This window comes from Acinetobacter sp. ANC_7655 (genome assembly GCF_056784015.1).
This window is the reverse complement of record NZ_JBWYJB010000018.1, coordinates 1-19,074: the sequence shown is the minus strand read 5'-3', so window position 1 is coordinate 19,074 and position 19,074 is coordinate 1. Positions and strand designations below refer to the sequence as shown.

Here is a 19,074-nt window from a genome sequence, read left to right as displayed (position 1 = left end):
TTAGTAGCTGAATCGATCCGCTTAAGGTGATATCCTTAGGCGGATTTTTTTTGCCTTGCTTTGAGATCATTTCAATGACGAACCTACAACATCAAACCACTATTGCTGCGATTGCAACACCGCCAGGTCGTGGAGGTGTAGGTGTAATTCGACTGTCTGGTCCTAAGGCATATGCCATAGCAGAGGCTTTAACTGGTAAGGCACTCGGTCCTGCTCGTTATGCTGCATTTCGTCAATTTCTTGATGCGAATGGGCAAGTCATGGATGAGGGTTTGGTCATTTGTTTTCCAAATCCGAATTCTTTTACGGGTGAAGATGTAGTTGAGTTACAAGGTCATGGTGGACCGGTGATTCAAAATACATTATTGGGCCGACTGTTAGAGTTAGGCGCAATTGCAGCAAAAGCGGGTGAGTTTTCAATGCGCGCTTTTGAAAATGGAAAAATGGATTTAGTCCAAGCCGAATCAATTGCTGATTTAATTGATGCTACTTCACAAGCAGCTGCTCGTTCTGCAGTACGTTCATTGCAAGGCGCATTTTCGGCCAAAGTAAATACAGTATTAGAAAAACTCATTCACTTACGATTACATGTTGAGGCGGCGATTGATTTTCCTGAAGAGGAAATTGATTTTCTTGCAGATGGAAAAATTTTAGCGTTATTGGAAGATGTGCAAGCATCAGTGGGTGCAGTACAACAATCAGCACGCCAAGGTCAACTTCTGCGTGAAGGTTTACAAGTGGTGATTGCAGGGAAACCCAATGCAGGTAAATCGAGTTTATTGAATGCATTGGCTGGTGTTGAGCGCGCGATTGTAACGGACATTGCAGGTACAACGCGTGATGTACTACATGAGAAAATAAGCCTAAATGGTTTGCCAATTACCCTGACGGATACAGCAGGGCTGCGTGAAACGGGAGATATTGTTGAGAAGGAAGGTATTCGTCGAGCGATTAAAGAAATAGAAAATGCTGATCTCCTACTCTTGGTTTACGATTTGAGTCAAGGTGAAGATCCGATGCATTTGGCAGATACTTACTTTGCTAATTATATCGATCCTAAACGCTTAATTTTAATCGCTAACAAATGTGATTTAGTAGATAGTGAAGCTAAAGTTGCTGATCTCCAAGGCTTTAGACACATTACGGTCTCAGCCAAGCAAGAAATGGGTGTTCAATCGCTTGTAGATGCGATTACAGCACATGCAGGCTTTCAGCCTGAAGAAGATACCTTTATTGCAAGAACACGCCACCTAGACGCAATGAAGCGCACTCAATCTTATCTTGCGGAAGCTCGTGAACAACTTGTTGTTTACCATGCAGGAGAGCTTGTCGCAGAATCGTTACGTCTCGCACAGAATGCATTAGGTGAAATTACTGGTGATTTTAGTGCGGATGATTTACTCGGAAAAATCTTTGGCTCTTTCTGTATCGGGAAGTAAACGAGTTTTTATCTGTGGTTTAAAAAGCCCAGTAATGGGCTTTTTGGTTAATTGGCTAAAGGTAACTTGCTTGGCTTAACCCTCATCTGCTTTATGAATAAAACAATCAGTAAGATTGAAATTGCAATACAGAACCAAATCACTGCATTTGTAAGCCCAAAATGGTCAGCTAAATATCCTACTGCTAGGATGGGTAGAATCGTTCCGAGATAGCCGATAAAGAGATAAGTAGACATGACGGCGGCTCGATTGTGAGGTGTGGTCATGTGATGAATAAGTCCGAAAGCCCCAAGTAAAGCTAAGCCATGTCCAATCCCAAACAGACCATCGCTTAGGAAAAATAACCAGCTAATTTTAAACTCCATACAGAGGAATAAAGCGATCACGCTCATGAAGCAAGTCATGATACCGAGTAATAGGCTGGATTGCGGTTTGATTGATCTTGAAAAAAATTGTGTCGCAGCTGAAATCAGTAAAATGACAGTAATGGCAGAACCACTAATCAGTGGACCGTGCCAAGGCAAAATGTCTTTAACAAATGAAGGAGATAGTGAGGCGTATAAACTAAATCCTGCAAAAACAGCAAATGCAGTCAAGCTCAGTATAAAAAATTGAGTGCGATCATGTGATTGTGGTGTTAATAATTTGGGAGCAAAATTAAATTTTTGCACATCAAAAGGTATAGGTTTGAGTGTAAATAGACTAAAGAAGCAAAATATTGAACCTATCACAATGGGTACATAAGGTATTACCAAAGGATATGCAAAAAATTCAGCAAAAAATCCCCCAAATAAAGGACCTAAACCAAATCCAACAGCAGTAATGATTGAGCTTAATTGTGGTGCAATTTGTTTATGGGAAGTTGGAACAGTTTGAATAAGCCCAATAAGAGCAGATGTTGTCATCAATCCAGATGCGATACCAATGATAAATCTTCCCCATGAGAGAGACATGACATCGCTCGCAAAGATAGACATTAACAAGCCAATGGTGATAAAAATGAGCCCAAGTTGCATAGTTTTTACATAACCAATGGTATTACTGGTTCTGCCCAAAAACAGTAAGGTGGTCAGGCACCCTAGCATGTAGGAAACGAAAATAAAGGTGATATCGCTCGGGTTTAACCCCCATAATTCTTGGTAAATTGGATAAAGTGGGCTAGCAAGCGCTGTTCCAATGGTGCCGATACAGAGTGCGATACTTACGAGAATAAAATCTCGCCACGATTGGTTTTCATTCATTATTTGTCTTATAGAACAGCAGTGCTGATACGATGATTCATTAGTCTATGTCGGCTGTTAAGCATGAGTCAATTATCTTCAATCAGTTAAAATTCAACTGTCATATTTGGTTTCACGTGAAACAATTTATGAGGTTTAAAATTACATAAAAACTGATCTTTGTAGAAAGTAGAAGATTAGAATAAGCAATAATATCCATCAAACATATGCTCAACTTATGTATAAAAAAATTTTAATCAGTGCTTTACTTGCACTGTCTACAAGTTCTAGCTTTGCGAATATTGAATTGCTTCAGCAGAAAATTAAAACGCAACATCCAAAATTGAATATTCAAAATTTACAAAAAACTGACATGAAAGGTTTCTATAGCGGATCTTTAGACAATCAGATTATTTATATTGATGAAGAAGCTAAGCATTTATTCTTTGGGTCAATGATTCGTATCGAAGATCAAAAAAATCTAACACGTGATTTGGTGCTGAAACATAATTCAGTCGACTTTAAACAACTTCCACTTCAAGATTCCATTAAGACTGTAAGGGGGAATGGTAAGCGTCAGCTCGCGATCTTTTCTGACCCAAATTGCCCATATTGTAAGACGCTTGAAAATAATTTAAGCCAGTTAAAAGATGTGACAATTTATACGTTTATGTATCCAATTAAATCTCAATCGATCCAGCCCTCTAAACAAGTTTGGTGCTCCGCAAACCGTGAGTTTGCATGGAATGCCCTTTTACAAAAGAATCAACAACCAATAGCCCAAGCTGATTGTTCAAACCCTATTGAACGAAATTTGGAACTTGGACGTCGTCTAGGTGTTCAAGGAACGCCAGCAATTATTTTTGAAAATGGATTTAGGGTAACAGGCGCTTATCCAGCTTCAGAAATTGAAAAAATTTGGAAAGAGCTGAACTTGTAAAATCTAGGTCATAGGAATGAAAAAGCACCTTAACAAGGTGCTTTTTTTGATTAAGATTTTTTGGTAACGAGGTTATAAATAAACAGAACGATAATTGCGCCTATGACTGAAGCAATAAAACCTGCCGATGAACCTTCGGGATAAATATTAAGAAGGCGTCCACCATATGTAGCAAGTAATGAACCAGCAATACCTAATAACGTCGTGACAATGAAACCTGCTTTATCGTCACCAGGATGAATTGCGCGAGCAATTAAACCTGCTATAAAACCGATAAGAATAGCTCCAATAAGTGAAAACATACTTGTTCTCCTTTTTATCATGAATTTTTATTGTGTCGCTCAAATATAGTTGATTATGTATTGATGTTTGAAAAGAAGAATCACGCTACATGTTGTTGTTATTTTGTTGTTTATAAAAAAAGTGGCATATGCCACTTTCTTAAAAAAACATTACAGACCGATTTCACCAATGAATGGAATATGACGGTATTTTTGATCGTAATCTAGTCCATAACCTACGATAAATTTATCTTCAACTTCAAATCCTAGAAACTCTACTTCCAAGTCGATCTCTCTTCGAGAAGGCTTACTGATCAGCGTGCAAAGTTTGATAGAGTTTGGCTCACGAGTTTCAAGGATTTCTACCACTTTACTCAGCGTATTGCCTGAATCGATGATGTCCTCTACGACAAGAACATCTTTACCACGAATTTCACCATCAAGGTCTTTTAGAATTTTAACATCACGACTAGAAGTCGTTCCACTGCCGTAACTTGAAACTGTCATAAAGTCGAGTTCGTGTGGTTTTTCAATGGTGCGGCATAGGTCTGCCATGAAAATCACTGAACCGCGAAGTAAGCCTACAAGAACCAATTCTCGATCACTATTTGCATAGTGAGCATTAATTTGATTACCAAGTTCATTAACTTTCGCTTGAATTTCTTCAGCGGAAATCAACACTTTCATGTCAATGGTCATGGGTAGATACCTAAAACAACAATTCTAAAATTAAAAAAGGTGTTGACCTGCAACACCTGAAATATGCTTCAATTTTAAAACATATCCCAGAATGTTGCACCCTTTTTAAAAAAACGAAATGTAACCTAATGGTTTTTTAATGCGCATCACGTTTAAGCACGACAGCACAAACTAAGAATACAGCACCAATCAACACATATTTTTTAATTGGGTGTTGTGGTTGAGTCTGAGCATTAGGATGCTGATTGTTGATATGCTTTTTGTCCATAAATATAAGTCGCCTCAATATTTCGATCATCACCCATGGTAAACAATGCGAAAAGTGCATCTTCAATATTTTTAGCGCGTTGTTGTCTTAATGTTTGTAATGCAGTGGCATTCAAATTTAATACAACAAAATCCGCTTCTTTTCCAATATTAAAGTTACCAAGTTTATCCTCGAGCGCTAATGCTTTTGCTCCACCTAGGGTCGCATGATAAAGCGATTCAAATGCAGATAATTTGTCGCCTTGGAGTTGTTGAACTTTATAGGCTTCATTCAACGTTTGAAGCTGATTAAATGAAGTCCCCGCACCGATGTCTGTGCCAAGACCGACTTTGACTTGTTTATCCCAGGTTTTTTTCAATGGAAACAATCCACTTCCTAGAAAGAGGTTTGAAGTCGGGCAGAAGGCGATTGCAGAGTTTGTTTGATGCATACAATCCCATTCATGCTCTTCTAAATGAACGCAGTGAGCGAAAACAGATTTATTGCCTGTTAATCCATAGTGGTGATACACATCTAAATAGCCATTTTGCTCAGGAAAAAGCTCTTTCACCCAAGCGATTTCATTGGTGTTTTCACTCAAATGAGTATGAATATATACATCAGGATATTCAGTTTTTAACTGCCCTGCTCTTTTTAATTGTTCTGGTGTAGAGGTAGGCGCAAAGCGAGGCGTAATGGCATAAAGGTTTCGACCTTTACCATGCCATTTCTCAATCAATTCTTTGCTATCTGTATAAGCATTTTCAGCGGTGTCTATCAGTGTTTCAGGTGCATGACGATCCATCAATACTTTGCCTGCAATCAAACGCATCTGGTATTGTTCTGCCGCTTCAAATAGTGCATCAACAGATTCTTTATGAACTGTACAAAAAACCAATGCAGTCGTTGTGCCATTTTTCAGCAGCTCATTGACAAAAAAGTGTGCAATTTGGTCTGCATAAGCTTTGTCTTGAAATTGGATTTCTGTAGGAAAGGTATAAGTGTTCAGCCATTCGAGTAATTGTTCGCCATACGCACCTACCATTTCAGTTTGAGGAAAGTGAATATGCGTATCGATAAAACCAGGAACAATCAGTTGATCTGGGTAATGCTCAACTTGGATAGAGGATTCAAGCTGACGGAGCTGTTGTTGCCCATCTTCCCAACGACCAAACCATTGAATTTTACCCGCTTGAGTAATCAATAAACCATCTTCTACGTAACGCACTTGGTCGTGAATTTCACGCGCTTGGGCAACCGTATTCTGAATATCTAGGAAGCGACCGCGAATCGCCGTCGATGCAACTACAGAAGACATTTAAAACCTACACTTTTAATTTTTTCGATTGATTGTAACTGATCTATCTTAATTAAACTGTATATCGTTTGCTGAGCCCCCACTCTGCGAGAATACGACGATAAGTAGTCGAAGATCGATCAGCCTCAAAATGCGCTTCCATCATTAAATCAAGTGGTAATTCTTCAGGTTTTTGCGATTCTACGATATCTTGGTCTTCGGCAAAAATTTGGGCATTAAAATCATAGACTGCTTGTAAATCTCCAGTCTGATCAAAATTACGCGTCAAAGGAACAAATAATCTGGTTTGATTGACCGATACAGGACAACACGCATTCAAGATTTTTAAAATCCCATTGTCTGGAAAATCTACAGTTAATATCGCTGAAAATGGTGGGTAAATATCAAAAGTTCTTTTCCACTCAAAACCTTCTGGCTCTAGGTGTTTCAAAGCATGCGGGTAATTACTGACACCACTAATATAAATTGTTTTTAAACCATAGTCTGTTCTCTCAGTATGGTATTTCGGTACAACTGGGTTGTTTCGATCTGCAAAAGCTTCTTGATGCACCCATGCAAAGTGAGCTACATCAATGAATCCTTCGAGTTGACGACCTGCTGAGCCTGCAATATCAACATATGGAGGTAAAATAGACTGATGATCAGGATGATCCCAAGTGTCAAGTTGGGGAATATTATTGTGTTGAAAATCACGTCCATGCAAGCTAGTCCAGACCAGTCCATATCTCAAAATTACTGGAAATTGGGTTAAACTAAAACGGTCAGATATCTTAGTTAAATCAGGTTGAGCAGGAATTTTTGTACACTTCCCTGCAAGGTCGAATCTTAGACCGTGATATCGGCAAATAATTTCTTCACCCTCTACCCATCCTTTACTTAGAGGTACACCACGATGAGGGCAGATATCACGCACTAATCGAATTTCCCCATTGTCAGTTTGGTAAATCGCCATTTTTACATCAAGTAAAGTGACCTGATGTGGTGTGGTTGAAACATCTTGAATACGAGCCACTGGATACCAATATTGCGCGAGAATTTCCCAATCTTGTAAGTCGAAACTACATTGGCAAGGTGCACTGAGTGGATTTAATGCGGGAATCATATTCATCGTCATTTCCTAAAAAAGAGCTCCGAAGAGCTGCGCTAAATTTACTGAGCTTTTTTCTTTGGAGATGATGCAAGATCTTTGCCAACCGTCTCTTAACATTTAAAATTGGAGAGCTGAGTGGAAATATTAAATTCTAATCAAAATATATAAAGTGAATTCACCCATGGACTTATATGAGAAGTTAAGCCATTTAATACGATCTAATGCAGATATCTATGAACTTTTACAGTGTTTACGGCAGATTGATAGTGCGGCCTATTTTAGTGCGGGCTTGATTCGAAATTGGATCTGGTCTTATTTACATAATCAAAATTATTCCATTTTTGAAACTGAAATTGATGTCATTTATTTTGATCCTTCAGAAAAAATGGATGAGAGACGAAATTATTTAAAGGGTGCACTTCAACATAGATATCCTAATATTCATTGGGACATTACAAATCAAGCTCTGGTACATCATTGGTACAGAACTGATGAAGGTGCTCAAATTGATCCATATACTTCAGTACATCATGCTATGAGTTTTTGGCCAGAAACGGCAACCGCAATCGCTATCAAATTAATGGAGAATAATCATATTGAAATCCTCGCCCCTTTGGGGCTTGAAGATTTATTTACTTTAAAATTAAGGTGGAATAATCGTTTGGTTTCACGTGGAGTCTTTGAACATAGGGTTAAGTCAAAATGTTTTTTGGAACGATGGCCTAAGTTAAGCATTGTGAATTAGATGGCTCATCTAATGATATAAATAAAGCCTTCAGATGAAGGCTTTATTGAATCCAACAAAGTTTGACCTTATAAGGTCGTTTGATGATGTTTTTTACTATAACGAATTGAAAGCCATGCTGTAATTGAAAGGGCAATCACGATAAAACTTAATGAGATCCAAATTGGCATATGGAATACGTCAAGCATAAGCATTTTGAAACCGATAAAAATTAAAATAGCCCCAAGTCCATAAGGCAAATAATGCATTTTTGAAGCGGCTCCAGACAGTAAGAAAAACATAGCCCGTAGACCGAGGATAGCCATCAAGTTAGCTGTAAGGACGATAAAAGGATCAGTGGTGACCGCAAAAATCGCTGGAATAGAATCGACTGCAAAAATAACATCAGATGCCTCGACTAAAATTAGCACTAAAAATAATGGGGTTGCCCATAGAACGCCATTTTGCCTTACGAAAAACTTATTTCCTTCCAACTGTGGAGTAATTCGCATGTGTTTACGTAGCCATTTCAGAATGGCCATATCTTCAATATTTGGATCATCCTCTTGTCCTTTAAGGAATTTAAATCCAGTGTATACAAGGAAAGCACCGAAGATATAGAGGATCCACGAAAATTCCTGAACGAACCACGCACCGATAAAAATAAAAATTGTTCTGAGAATAATAGCGCCCAATACACCATAAAGGAGTAATTGACGTTGAAGTGCAGGAGGTATAGCGAATGCAGCAAAAATCATTAGCCACACAAAGACGTTATCAATTGCGAGTGACTTTTCCAGTAAATAGCCGGCAAAATATTCCATAACTTTCGTATTGGCTACGTTTATACCAGCGGTATTTTCTAGATATAGCCATAGTCCACCACCAAAAAGTGTTGCGACAGTGACCCATGCAATACTCCAATAAGCAGCAGTTTTAACTTTAACTTCTTGACCTTCTTTTTGTTTAAAACCTAGAAAGTCAATTAAGAGCATAATCGTGACGATGCCAAAAAAAATGACATAAAGCCAAATATTGCCTATGGTTTCCATAGTGATCTCCAATACTGGCAATTGATTTTGGCATAAAAAAACCTCGACCAGTTGCCAGATAATAATTCTGAAACAACATGATCAAGGTCTTGCCTACACCATTTTGATTATGCATTTTAGATAATCGAAATGATGCTCAGATACCGACTTCTTTCAAAGTGTAATGACGATATTCTGACACAGTATTTAAGTACTGTTGGAGGAGGCTACTCCCCTTGTTCAAATTTGATAATAAATTACGTTGAAATCGTTTCATTTGATTTCGAGTGCACAAAGGATGACACACTTATAAGTTGTGTGCAAATTATTTAAATGGGTTATTAAATTTGTCTTTAAAAATTGAAATTAATAAGATTATTGCAATGATGATCAATACTACAATTGATATTAAATAGATATCCATTTCATTTACTCATTAATGTTTTAACAATAATAATACATTTATGTATTAAAAAAATAACATTTAATGATTATGACTGACAATATATATTTTTGTTTTTTATAATATTTCTTTTTTTAAAATAAATTAAAGTTTTGAATTTGTAATTGATAGACAAGTTTGTCCCATTTTTTCATAGTGTTATGTAAATATGTCGTTCTAATCTATATTTAATAACGAATGATAGGATAATGATAATGTTAGAAATTAAACATCAAGAAAATGGATCAAAAGGTGAGTTTTTTATTGGTGAAGATGGCCATCATTTAGCTGAAATGACTTATTCATGGGCAGGTGAAGATAAATTTATTATTGATCATACTTGGGTTGATGATTCATTAAGAGGGCAAAACGTGGGACGTCAACTTGTTGACCGTGCGGTGGAATTAGCTCGTCAAAAGAATGTTAAAATCCTACCGCTTTGTCCATTTGCTAAATCTGTTTTCAACAAAGATGAAGCAATCCATGATGTTCTGTTTAAATAAAATCATACAGTGAGCGGTCATATGCAGTTTGAACATATCGATAGTGTGAAAGGCGGTGAGTTTTATCTCACGGACGCAGATCAATCAAGAATTGCAGAAATCAGCTATCGTTACCAAACTCCACAGATCATTATAGCGGATCATACTTGGGTCGATGATCGTTTACGTGGACAAGGAACTGCAAAGTTATTGTTAGATCGACTTGTAGAATTTGCTCGTACAGAAAAATTAAAAATTGTTCCAACTTGCTCTTATGTGGTTGTCATGTTTAAGCGTTTTCATAATGAATATCATGACGTTATCGCTTAAATATAAAAAAGCCCGCTGAGCGGGCTTTTTTATTTATTCTTTTGCTTTGAGTGCTTGAATGAGTTTTTGATGCAAACCACCAAATCCACCGTTTGACATGATCACAACGGCATCCCCCTCGCCTGCTTCATTCACGACATTTCGGATGATCTCTTCTAAAGTACGCGCTACCACAGCTTTATTCGGAGCAGCTTCAACAACAGGTTGTAGATCCCAATCTAAACCCTCAGGTTGATACCAAATCACTTCATCTGCCAATCGAGCAGAATATGCTAAACCATCTTTGTGGCTTCCCATTCGCATCGTATTTGAGCGCGGCTCAATAATCGCCCATAGTTTACGTTCGCCTAGTCGTTTACGAGCACCATCCAGTGTTGTGTCAATTGCTGTTGGGTGATGAGCAAAATCATCGAAAACTTCAATACCTCGAATGGTATCGAGGAGCTCCATACGGCGTTTTACACCACCAAAATTCGATAATGCTTCGCATGCAGTTTCAATGGAAACACCTACATGCTCTGCAGCTGCAATGGTTGCTAAAGCATTTGCAACGGAGTGTTGACCTGTCATCGACCATTGGACTGTACCTTTTACTTCGCTGTCTTTTAAGACTTGGAAATGAGTACCATCTGCAGAAAGTTGGTTTGCAGAGATAGTTGCTTGATCATGAGATTCAAGCGATGTACGGACGATCGGTGTCCAACAGCCTTGTGACAAAACTTCATCAATATTTGATTCAGTGATTGGTGCGATGATACGGCCTTCACTTGGAATAGTACGAACCAAATGATGAAATTGTTTTTGAATGGCAGCGAGATCATCAAAGATATCTGCATGATCAAATTCAAGATTATTCAGAATAGCTGTCTTTGGATGGTAATGAACAAATTTAGATCGTTTATCAAAGAAGGCAGAGTCGTATTCATCTGCTTCTACACAGAAATATTGACCTCCGCCTAGACGAGCACTTTCTTTAAATCCAAGTGGTACACCACCAATTAAAAAGCCCGGTTCCAAGCCCGCTTGATCTAATACCCAAGCTAACATCGTGGTAGTGGTTGTTTTTCCGTGTGTACCAGCAACCCCTAATACATGTTTACCTTGTAGCACATGGTCGGCAAGGAACTGTGGTCCAGAGATATAGGGTAAACCCTGATTTAGCATGTATTCAACGGCGTCAATTCCACGTTTCATGGCATTACCAACGATCACTAAATCTGGGTGTGGTTGCAAATGACTACGGTCATAACCTTGCATTAAGGTAATACCCGCATTTTCAAGTTGTGTCGACATAGGTGGATACACATTTTGGTCCGAGCCTGTCACTGTGTGCCCTAGGTCTCGAGCTAACAGTGCTAACGATCCCATAAAGGTGCCACAGATTCCCAAAATATGCAGATGCATGATGATTTACTCCACTACTCTTTTCGACACAAACATCTTTTTGGTGCTGTTGTCATGTGTTATTTGATTTGATGTCAACGATAACAAGGGTCTTGGTGAAAAGATAGTGATTATTAGAAGGCATTCCGTAAAATTTTGCAGAAATAAATTTTTAAACTTATGAGCTAAAATATATGAATATTTTTAATCTAGTATGATGAAACGAAATGATTTAATCGTAGAATAACGCGGACGATTTAACTTGAGATTTAAATGATTTATTTACCTTTATTGCTTCTGATTTTAGCAAATTGCTTTATGACTTTGGCGTGGTATGGTCATTTAAAATTTTTGCCGCATGATGCCCCTTTATGGCAAGCCATTCTATTTAGTTGGATCATTGCATTATTCGAATACAGCTTGATGATTCCTGCAACCAAGATGCTGGCTCAAAATGGCTGGGCTGTGGGACAAATGAAAATCACTCAGGAGGTCGTTACGCTATTGGTGTTTGTTCCTTTCATGATTTTCATGTTTAAACAGCCTTTCAAATTGGATTATGTATGGGCTGCACTTTGCTTATGTGGTTGTGTCTATTTTGTATTTAGAACACCATGATTCAAAAGGATAAAGATTAACTAAAGTTATTTTCATATTCCCGAACTAATCTTTGACGATCAGGTTCAAAATCAAAATGTTTTAAGCAGCGTGCCAAGATTTCATGTGCCATTTCATGAGCAGCTTCCCGTAGTTCCGGTTCAGATACATTTTTTTCAATCATGGATAAGCATTTAATCATTCTTTGATTTAATTCGATATTACTTATACAGTCCCGTGCCATCGGTGCAAAGCTACTGCTAATAAACTCACGAATATCAAACATATCGACACTGATATTCGAGAAATTAAAAGTTTTCTGTTCTGGATCTGGTTGACTATCAATAATAATCCGCGTTAAGGCATTGATCGCACTAATTGCTGAACCCACATCATTAATTGCAGCTGACATCGCTTTTTGTCCAACCTCGCTCATGACCAACAAACCAAATCTTGGGTCTTGTAAAAAGCTTCGGTTCGTTTCGATAATCACGTATTCATGAATTTGATGTTCTAAATTTTTTAATTCTTCGTCATCTATTGGATTTTCCGTAAAGACTTCAATCAGAACCAGTGATGGGTCTACGAATTTCCCAGGAAGAAAAGCAAGATGAATATGTGCATTGTGAGTTTGAGCAAGAAGATTTAAGGACTCAATATCAAAATGAGTAAAATAACCTGTCTGTTTTGGGTGTATTTTGAGTTGGCTTTCGCCCAATGGTTTTTGTCCTGAAGCGCCAAAGTTGGGGTGTGTACGGAATGTACTTAAAGCTTGAGATGCTGCTGTTTCAATTTTAGAAATAGCATTGGTTAGTGTGCCAAGCTGAGACAATGTTTGTACCCAGCGAATTAATGTCACAATCAAATAAATAAGAACCAAAATGGTACTTACGAATAAGACAAATCGACCCGAAACTCCATAATATTGTAAACCTAAAGCGATTTTTGCGATGACGGCATAGATAAATGCGGAAATAAAACTGGTAATTGCGAGACGAGTATTATCATCATTCATCATCAGCTTATAAGCACGTGGCGTACCACTCGATGAAGCTGAAGCAAATGCGGCGACCATAATCGAAAGTGAAAATGTAGTGACCGCCAGCATACTCGAAGCAATGATATCCAGTAGGCTACTTAGTGTTTCAATACTGATATTTGGAACCGCGTGTGATGGAATAAAATAACGACTTGCAGTTGCAAATAAAGAGAAAAAAATCGCTAATAAAGCTCCAAGTGCTGGTGTAAACCATAAATTTTCTGCAGGGTTATTCCACCATAATTTCAGTTTAAACCACATTCTATATTCTCCTTTTTATTTTTTAATTTGAATGGCTTAGTTCAGTTTAATCCAAATTCAATTTCAATTTATCTTGAATGAGCCAGATGTTTAAGGTGGATGAGGCAGAACAATGACCAATCATAAAATTCATTTTTATGTCTATTAACAAGTATATATTTTTAATCCTTATTTTATCAGCTTAACTTTAGACCTATTCATTTTCAGTCTATAATAGTGAGTTCTTATTAAAGCTTGGCTCTCGTCGAGATTTATCTCTCTTACTTTAATCTCTGGAAACATTGCAATGAATGCGGCCGCTTCACAAGACACTCCTCTCGTTGGAATTATCATGGGCTCTCAGTCAGACTGGGCGACACTCGAACACACTGCCAATATGTTGAATCAGCTTGGTGTACCCTTTGAAGCGGAAGTTGTTTCAGCACACCGTACGCCAGATCGTTTGTTTGAATATGCTGAGCAAGCTCGTGATCGTGGTATCCAAGTGATTATTGCGGGTGCTGGTGGTGCAGCGCATTTACCGGGTATGTGCGCAGCGAAGACTGATCTTCCTGTTCTAGGTGTACCGGTTAAATCTTCGATCTTGAATGGTGTTGATTCATTGCTTTCAATTGTACAAATGCCAGCAGGTATTGCTGTCGGTACATTGGCAATTGGTCCTGCAGGTGCGACCAATGCTGCGATTATGGCGGCACAAATTTTAGGTTTAACTCGCCCTGATATTGCAAAGAATGTAGCCGATTTTCGTTTAGCGCAAACTGAGAAAGTTGCGAGTAAAAATATTCCTGGTCAAGCTTAATTCGAGAGAAATCTTATGGATAAAACCATCGGTATTTTTGGTGGCGGTCAATTGGGTCGAATGATGGCGCAGGCGGCACTTCCATTAAATATTCAATGTACTTTTTTTGAAGCAAGTACAGACTGCCCTTCTGCTGCTTTGGGTCCAGTGATCTCAACTCAAGCTAAAAATGGCTTACAGGATTTCATTAATAGTGCAGAAGTCTTTTCTTTAGAATTTGAAAATACGCCATTGTCAGTTGTAGATGTATTAACTGAAACTAAGCAACTGCATCCCCCGCGTCAGGCTTTAGCGATTGCTCAGCATCGCTTGTCTGAAAAAGCGTTATTTGATGAGTTAGATATTCCAGTAGCACCTTACAAAGCGGTGACATCACTAGAAAGTTTACAAAACGCGGTCGCTGAACTTGGTCTTCCAATCGTACTAAAAACTTCACGTGGTGGTTATGATGGTAAAGGTCAGTTTGTCTTACGCACTGCGGATCAAATTGATCAAGCATGGGCGGAACTTGGTCCTGCGGGTGAATTGATTGCTGAAAGTTTTGTGACTTTCTCGCGTGAAGTGTCAATCATTGCAGTACGTGGTCAGAATGGTGATGTGAAAACATGGCCATTGGCTGAGAACCACCATCACAATGGTATCTTATCGCACTCGATTGTCCCTGCACCGAACAGTGTAGATCTACAACCTGTAGCACAAGATTACGTCACTCGCTTGCTTAACCATTTGAACTATGTCGGTGTGCTGACGCTTGAGCTATTTGTGACGGACAAAGGCTTATATGCCAATGAGATGGCGCCACGTGTACACAACTCAGGTCATTGGTCGATTGAAGGTGCTGTGTGCTCTCAGTTTGAAAACCATATCCGTGCTGTTGCAGGCTTACCTTTGGGTTCAACTGAGATAATTCGTCCAACGGTATTGGTGAACATTATTGGTGAGCATCCAAAGACTGAAGATGTATTGGCTTTAGAGGGTGCACATTTGCACCTTTATAACAAGTCAGAACGTGAAGGTCGTAAAATTGGTCATATTACCTTAATGCCAATCAATAGCTCAGAATTGACTACACTCTGTCGTCAGTTGTCGAAAATTTTACCAAACCCATTAGCATTAAGTGAAGATATGACCATCTAAACTTTAAGTTGCTGATAAAAAAAGCGATCACACGAGTGGTCGCTTTTTTATTTATCTTGTTTAAGGCATGATTGCGCCTCTTTAAAAATCACTGGCCATTGGTCGGATGAAATTTTAAAAAATTGCATAATAATTATACTATTAGTTCTGATTAGAACACATATTTTGAACTGTGTATAAGTTTGATTATGGCTTATGTGAGCCATCTTAACTTTGAATTCAAAGCGGTTTTAAATTCAAATAAAATGCATACGCAGTTTTTAAATTTAAAATAATAGGCTTGCAGGATATTTTGAATTCAAAGTTACTATTGAGGTTTGAATTCAAAAATGTATTTAAAGATTTATATTTAAATTCTTATCTATTGAGTAAATTAAATTATTTTAATATTTATAATTTTCAATGATTTATGTTAATTTTTGGTATTGGATGACTGTGGATAAGTTTTTTTGAATTTAAATATTGTGTGGCGGTTTAAATTTAAATTCAATAACAAATGAATTTAAAACCAGGTTGTGGATAAGTTTTTAAATTTAAATTTTCAAAATAAATTTAAAAAAGTAGAAAGTATGAATTTAAATTTACGATTCGATGCTTTAATTTTTAGAGTGAGCTGTTAAGGTAAAGACATAATTCCAACATTTTAGAATTACAGGGTCTTATGCAACGGCTTGCACTCACGATAGGTTCATTTTTTTTAGCGATATCTCAAACTCATGCTGAGTTGATTATTAATGGTCAGTCTGTGACAGCCTCGCCATCCATGACGCCAACTGTGTCATCCGCTCCTAATTTTCAGCAATGCATCTCAAATTTAAAATCACAAGCGATCACTAGAGGGGTTAGTTCGGCGACGTATGATCGTTACACGCAGAATTTAACTCCTGACTATTCTGTGATTGAACGTTTAAATTATCAGCCTGAATTTTCGACGCCAATTTGGGATTATTTGTCAGGTTTAGTTGATGATGAACGTGTTCAATTGGGGCAACAGAAACTTCGACAGCATCGAGAAACACTTGACCGTGTAAGTGTGGCTTATGGCATTCCAGCTGAAATGGTGGTTGCAGTTTGGGGAGTTGAGAGTAACTATGGTGATATTTCTGGACGCTATCCATTACTTCAAGCTTTGGGAACTTTAAGCTGTGAGGGGCGCCGTCAATCGTATTTTAGAGGTGAATTTTTTACCACCATGAAACTTTTACAGCGTGGTGATGTTCGGGAAGAACAATTGAGAGGATCGTGGGCAGGGGCTTTTGGTCATACTCAGTTTATGCCTTCAACCTATGATGAGCTTGCTGTAGATTTTGATGGTGATGGACGACGTGATCTAGTCTCGAGTATTCCAGATGCTTTGGCTTCAACAGCAAATTTTTTGAAGAAAAGAGGATGGCAAACTGGTCAACCTTGGGGATTTGAAGTGCAGATTCCTGCAGGAATGTCAGTTGTAGGTGAGGGGCGACGTAATAAGAAAGCATTGTCTTATTGGGTCAATCAAGGATTGAATAGAGTGGATGGCTCCCCTTTAATTCAGGGTAATCTTTCTGCATCTTCTCAAGCTGGGTTGCTTGCGCCTGCTGGCAGTGCTGGGCCGGTCTTTCTAGTATTTAAAAATTTTGATGCTATATATAGTTATAACGCAGCAGAAAGTTATGCGTTGGCAATCGCACATTTATCAGATCGATTGCAAGGAAAAGCTAAAATTGCAAAAGCTTGGCCGACTGATGATCCTGGTACATCAAGAGCAGAACGCCGAGAAATTCAACGCTATTTAATCCGGCGCGGTTACGATATTGGTGCGATTGATGGTTTAATTGGGGATAAAACTCGACAGGCAATTCGTCAAGAGCAAACCCGATTGGGCTTAAATCCTACAGGTCGAGCGGGACAGCAGATATTGAGTGCATTTAGAAATGAGCAGGCTCAGCTGATGATGCAATAAATAGGTTCTCGGATTAAAAAAGGTCAACATAGGTTGACCTTTTTTTTTGTGATGATGTTTCTAAATAATAGAGCGATCGATTTTAACAGCATCGAGTAAGTCAAAAATGACTAAGGTTACATCTTGACTTAATTCTCGATCGTTAAAAATTTCATAAGCTGTAATGGTGACATCTGTATCGCTTGGAAGCTGGCGTTGTTCCTCTTCAATTAAATCTTGAATAGGTAATAATGTTTGCTTAATTTGAATATGTAAGACGTCTTCGAATTTAATGTTCTCATCATCGAGTTCGATGAGTTGTTTATTGAAATATGGCAGTAAAATTGAGTAGAGATAAGGTTGAAGTTCGACAATATCAAATATTTCAATATCACGAGTTTCCTCGATCGTGCTGATATGATCATTTACCTCAAGAATAATATGATAATAACTCACGTCTCTCTCCTCTGATTAATTTTAAAATACCTTAACACGAATTCAAAACTATTCAATTAAATCCGTAATTTAATTATGGGATTGAGCTGTGGCGCTGATTTTATCGACTTTTTAGCAGTTCGAGGTCGGCAGTAGTCAATTTAAAATTGGAGAAATTCTGCTTTTCTAGAATTGGATACATTAAGGCATTGGGGTCATTAGTATGCTGAAGACCTAATGCATGGCCAAATTCGTGAGCTAATGTGATTCGAAGCTCATCTATAGATTGAAATTCATAAATATTGATTTCACGACCATTAAACTCGCCTTTGTGGAACATTTTGGCTTGAAAAACTTGGTTAAACTCATTAATAGCTTTACGTTGTTGGTGTTGGGATTGGTTGAATTTTTCAACTTTATCGTTGAGTTCTGTTCGTAAGATGTTAAATCGTTCAATATTGCTTTCAATCCCAAGCTTCTGCTGTGTGAGCCGTGTCTTAGAGTTATTGATCTGCTGAAGTTGTGAATCTGTAATAGATGTGTTTAAGCCATTAATGTGGTGGACGAAATTATTATGTTGATCTAGATCATTACTATAGTTGTGTTGCTGCTGTTCAATTTGCTGTTTTAAAAATTCAAGTTGTTGTGATTCTTGCTCTAGCTGTAATCTCATTTGGTCGGCTAATGATTTGCTATTTTCAAATTGCTTTAGCGTATGCTTTCTATAATTGGATTCATTTTGACGTTCATCAAAAATGAGATTAATTGTAAGACGAGCATTGGGGTCGTAAACGAAATACTTTTGTTGAGTTTGATTTTCCCAGATATTCGCTGCCTCTTGAAGTATTTGGCGTAATGCCTCTGTATCAAGTTGAAATCTTGGGTCAATAAACCCAATACGATATCTTAGGCGTTGATCAATGGGGTGTTGAAGCCGATCTAAAGTTGAATTGTGATTTAATTGAGGATGAATAAAACGTTGTACAGCAAAATATGCAACGCATAAAAAGGAAAAGATGAGAATAATGGAGCGCATCATGCGAGCAATTCAACTTAATTTTTATTCAATGTAGCCTAAAAAAACATTTTGGAAAATAAAACATCAAAATATATGAGCTCCAGTGTGTATAAAAATGAAAATTATTCGTAAAATTTAAATGAATGATGAAAATAAATATGAATAATGATTAAAAAACGAGTGAAAATTCATGTTTTTCATCTTTTTAGTCGAAAAAAGCAACACCCGTTGAAAATAAGTG

Annotated in this window: 20 protein-coding genes; 9 read left to right on the top strand and 11 right to left on the bottom strand. The window is 37.8% G+C overall.

The window, feature by feature from the left end:
• Window positions 1-74 precede the first annotated feature (74 nt).
• Window positions 75-1,439, top strand: a complete 1,365-nt coding sequence (gene mnmE, locus AC1M9N_RS13955; RefSeq protein ID WP_481590912.1) for a tRNA uridine-5-carboxymethylaminomethyl(34) synthesis GTPase MnmE — start codon at window positions 75-77, stop codon at window positions 1,437-1,439.
• A 47-nt stretch (window positions 1,440-1,486) separates the two neighbouring features.
• Here the strand turns inward: mnmE and AC1M9N_RS13950 are convergent, their stop codons facing one another.
• Window positions 1,487-2,680, bottom strand: a complete 1,194-nt coding sequence (locus tag AC1M9N_RS13950) for an MFS transporter (protein WP_481589596.1) — start codon at window positions 2,678-2,680, stop codon at window positions 1,487-1,489.
• 217 nt (window positions 2,681-2,897) lie between these two features.
• On the opposite strand from AC1M9N_RS13950, the gene AC1M9N_RS13945 reads away from it, so the two are divergent.
• Complete coding sequence (locus tag AC1M9N_RS13945; protein ID WP_481954933.1) at window positions 2,898-3,599, top strand: DsbC family protein; 702 nt, start codon at window positions 2,898-2,900, stop codon at window positions 3,597-3,599.
• 50 nt (window positions 3,600-3,649) lie between these two features.
• Here the strand turns inward: AC1M9N_RS13945 and AC1M9N_RS13940 are convergent, their stop codons facing one another.
• From AC1M9N_RS13940 to AC1M9N_RS13920, 5 genes are all read right to left on the bottom strand, one after another.
• Window positions 3,650-3,901, bottom strand: a complete 252-nt coding sequence (locus AC1M9N_RS13940) for a GlsB/YeaQ/YmgE family stress response membrane protein (RefSeq protein WP_035268591.1) — start codon at window positions 3,899-3,901, stop codon at window positions 3,650-3,652.
• Window positions 3,902-4,051: 150 nt separating this feature from the next.
• On the bottom strand, window positions 4,052-4,579 hold the full coding sequence (hpt, locus tag AC1M9N_RS13935) for a hypoxanthine phosphoribosyltransferase (RefSeq protein WP_035268589.1): 528 nt from the start codon (window positions 4,577-4,579) through the stop codon (window positions 4,052-4,054).
• Window positions 4,580-4,715: 136 nt separating this feature from the next.
• On the bottom strand, window positions 4,716-4,847 hold the full coding sequence (locus AC1M9N_RS13930) for a hypothetical protein (RefSeq protein ID WP_257219949.1): 132 nt from the start codon (window positions 4,845-4,847) through the stop codon (window positions 4,716-4,718).
• Window positions 4,813-6,144 (bottom strand): guanine deaminase, encoded by a 1,332-nt coding sequence (gene guaD / locus AC1M9N_RS13925; RefSeq protein ID WP_481593978.1) that lies wholly within the window; start codon window positions 6,142-6,144, stop codon window positions 4,813-4,815. The genes AC1M9N_RS13930 and guaD overlap by 35 nt, the downstream gene beginning before the upstream one ends.
• A 52-nt stretch (window positions 6,145-6,196) precedes the next feature.
• Window positions 6,197-7,252, bottom strand: coding sequence for a Rieske 2Fe-2S domain-containing protein (locus tag AC1M9N_RS13920; RefSeq protein ID WP_481611132.1), 1,056 nt, complete (start codon window positions 7,250-7,252; stop codon window positions 6,197-6,199).
• A 163-nt stretch (window positions 7,253-7,415) separates the two neighbouring features.
• Between AC1M9N_RS13920 and AC1M9N_RS13915 the strand changes: the two genes are divergently transcribed.
• Window positions 7,416-7,979, top strand: a complete 564-nt coding sequence (locus tag AC1M9N_RS13915; protein ID WP_180028803.1) for a nucleotidyltransferase family protein — start codon at window positions 7,416-7,418, stop codon at window positions 7,977-7,979.
• Between the two features lie 68 nt (window positions 7,980-8,047).
• Here the strand turns inward: AC1M9N_RS13915 and AC1M9N_RS13910 are convergent, their stop codons facing one another.
• Window positions 8,048-9,010, bottom strand: a complete 963-nt coding sequence (locus AC1M9N_RS13910) for a TerC family protein (protein ID WP_481588063.1) — start codon at window positions 9,008-9,010, stop codon at window positions 8,048-8,050.
• Between the two features lie 636 nt (window positions 9,011-9,646).
• Between AC1M9N_RS13910 and AC1M9N_RS13905 the strand changes: the two genes are divergently transcribed.
• Together AC1M9N_RS13905 and AC1M9N_RS13900 are read left to right on the top strand one after the other, a co-directional pair.
• Entirely contained in the window at window positions 9,647-9,934 is a 288-nt protein-coding gene (locus AC1M9N_RS13905) for a GNAT family N-acetyltransferase (RefSeq protein ID WP_035268578.1), read from the top strand.
• A 21-nt stretch (window positions 9,935-9,955) separates the two neighbouring features.
• Window positions 9,956-10,243 (top strand): GNAT family N-acetyltransferase, encoded by a 288-nt coding sequence (locus AC1M9N_RS13900; protein ID WP_035268576.1) that lies wholly within the window; start codon window positions 9,956-9,958, stop codon window positions 10,241-10,243.
• A 33-nt stretch (window positions 10,244-10,276) separates the two neighbouring features.
• Here AC1M9N_RS13900 and mpl read toward each other — a convergent pair whose 3' ends face one another.
• Window positions 10,277-11,647: a UDP-N-acetylmuramate:L-alanyl-gamma-D-glutamyl-meso-diaminopimelate ligase gene (gene mpl, locus AC1M9N_RS13895; protein WP_481954932.1), complete on the bottom strand. Its 1,371-nt coding sequence runs from the start codon at window positions 11,645-11,647 to the stop codon at window positions 10,277-10,279.
• A gap of 252 nt (window positions 11,648-11,899) precedes the next feature.
• Here mpl and AC1M9N_RS13890 point away from each other — a divergent pair, with 252 nt between their 5' ends.
• Window positions 11,900-12,244, top strand: coding sequence for a DMT family protein (locus AC1M9N_RS13890; RefSeq protein ID WP_035270328.1), 345 nt, complete (start codon window positions 11,900-11,902; stop codon window positions 12,242-12,244).
• A 16-nt stretch (window positions 12,245-12,260) separates the two neighbouring features.
• On the opposite strand, the gene AC1M9N_RS13885 is transcribed toward AC1M9N_RS13890, so the two are convergent.
• Window positions 12,261-13,523, bottom strand: coding sequence for a DUF2254 domain-containing protein (locus AC1M9N_RS13885; RefSeq protein ID WP_481954931.1), 1,263 nt, complete (start codon window positions 13,521-13,523; stop codon window positions 12,261-12,263).
• A gap of 286 nt (window positions 13,524-13,809) precedes the next feature.
• Between AC1M9N_RS13885 and purE the strand changes: the two genes are divergently transcribed.
• From purE to AC1M9N_RS13870, 3 genes are all read left to right on the top strand, one after another.
• Window positions 13,810-14,322, top strand: a complete 513-nt coding sequence (purE, locus tag AC1M9N_RS13880) for a 5-(carboxyamino)imidazole ribonucleotide mutase (RefSeq protein ID WP_035270333.1) — start codon at window positions 13,810-13,812, stop codon at window positions 14,320-14,322.
• A 15-nt stretch (window positions 14,323-14,337) separates the two neighbouring features.
• Window positions 14,338-15,459 (top strand): 5-(carboxyamino)imidazole ribonucleotide synthase, encoded by a 1,122-nt coding sequence (locus tag AC1M9N_RS13875; protein ID WP_481954930.1) that lies wholly within the window; start codon window positions 14,338-14,340, stop codon window positions 15,457-15,459.
• Window positions 15,460-16,120: 661 nt separating this feature from the next.
• A complete protein-coding gene (locus tag AC1M9N_RS13870) occupies window positions 16,121-17,401 on the top strand; it encodes a lytic murein transglycosylase (protein ID WP_481609322.1) in 1,281 nt (426 codons plus the stop codon).
• A 60-nt stretch (window positions 17,402-17,461) separates the two neighbouring features.
• Here the strand turns inward: AC1M9N_RS13870 and AC1M9N_RS13865 are convergent, their stop codons facing one another.
• Together AC1M9N_RS13865 and AC1M9N_RS13860 are read right to left on the bottom strand one after the other, a co-directional pair.
• Window positions 17,462-17,836, bottom strand: a complete 375-nt coding sequence (locus AC1M9N_RS13865) for a hypothetical protein (RefSeq protein WP_035270344.1) — start codon at window positions 17,834-17,836, stop codon at window positions 17,462-17,464.
• A 100-nt stretch (window positions 17,837-17,936) separates the two neighbouring features.
• Complete coding sequence (locus AC1M9N_RS13860; protein WP_481954929.1) at window positions 17,937-18,854, bottom strand: matrixin family metalloprotease; 918 nt, start codon at window positions 18,852-18,854, stop codon at window positions 17,937-17,939.
• Window positions 18,855-19,074 lie beyond the last annotated feature (220 nt).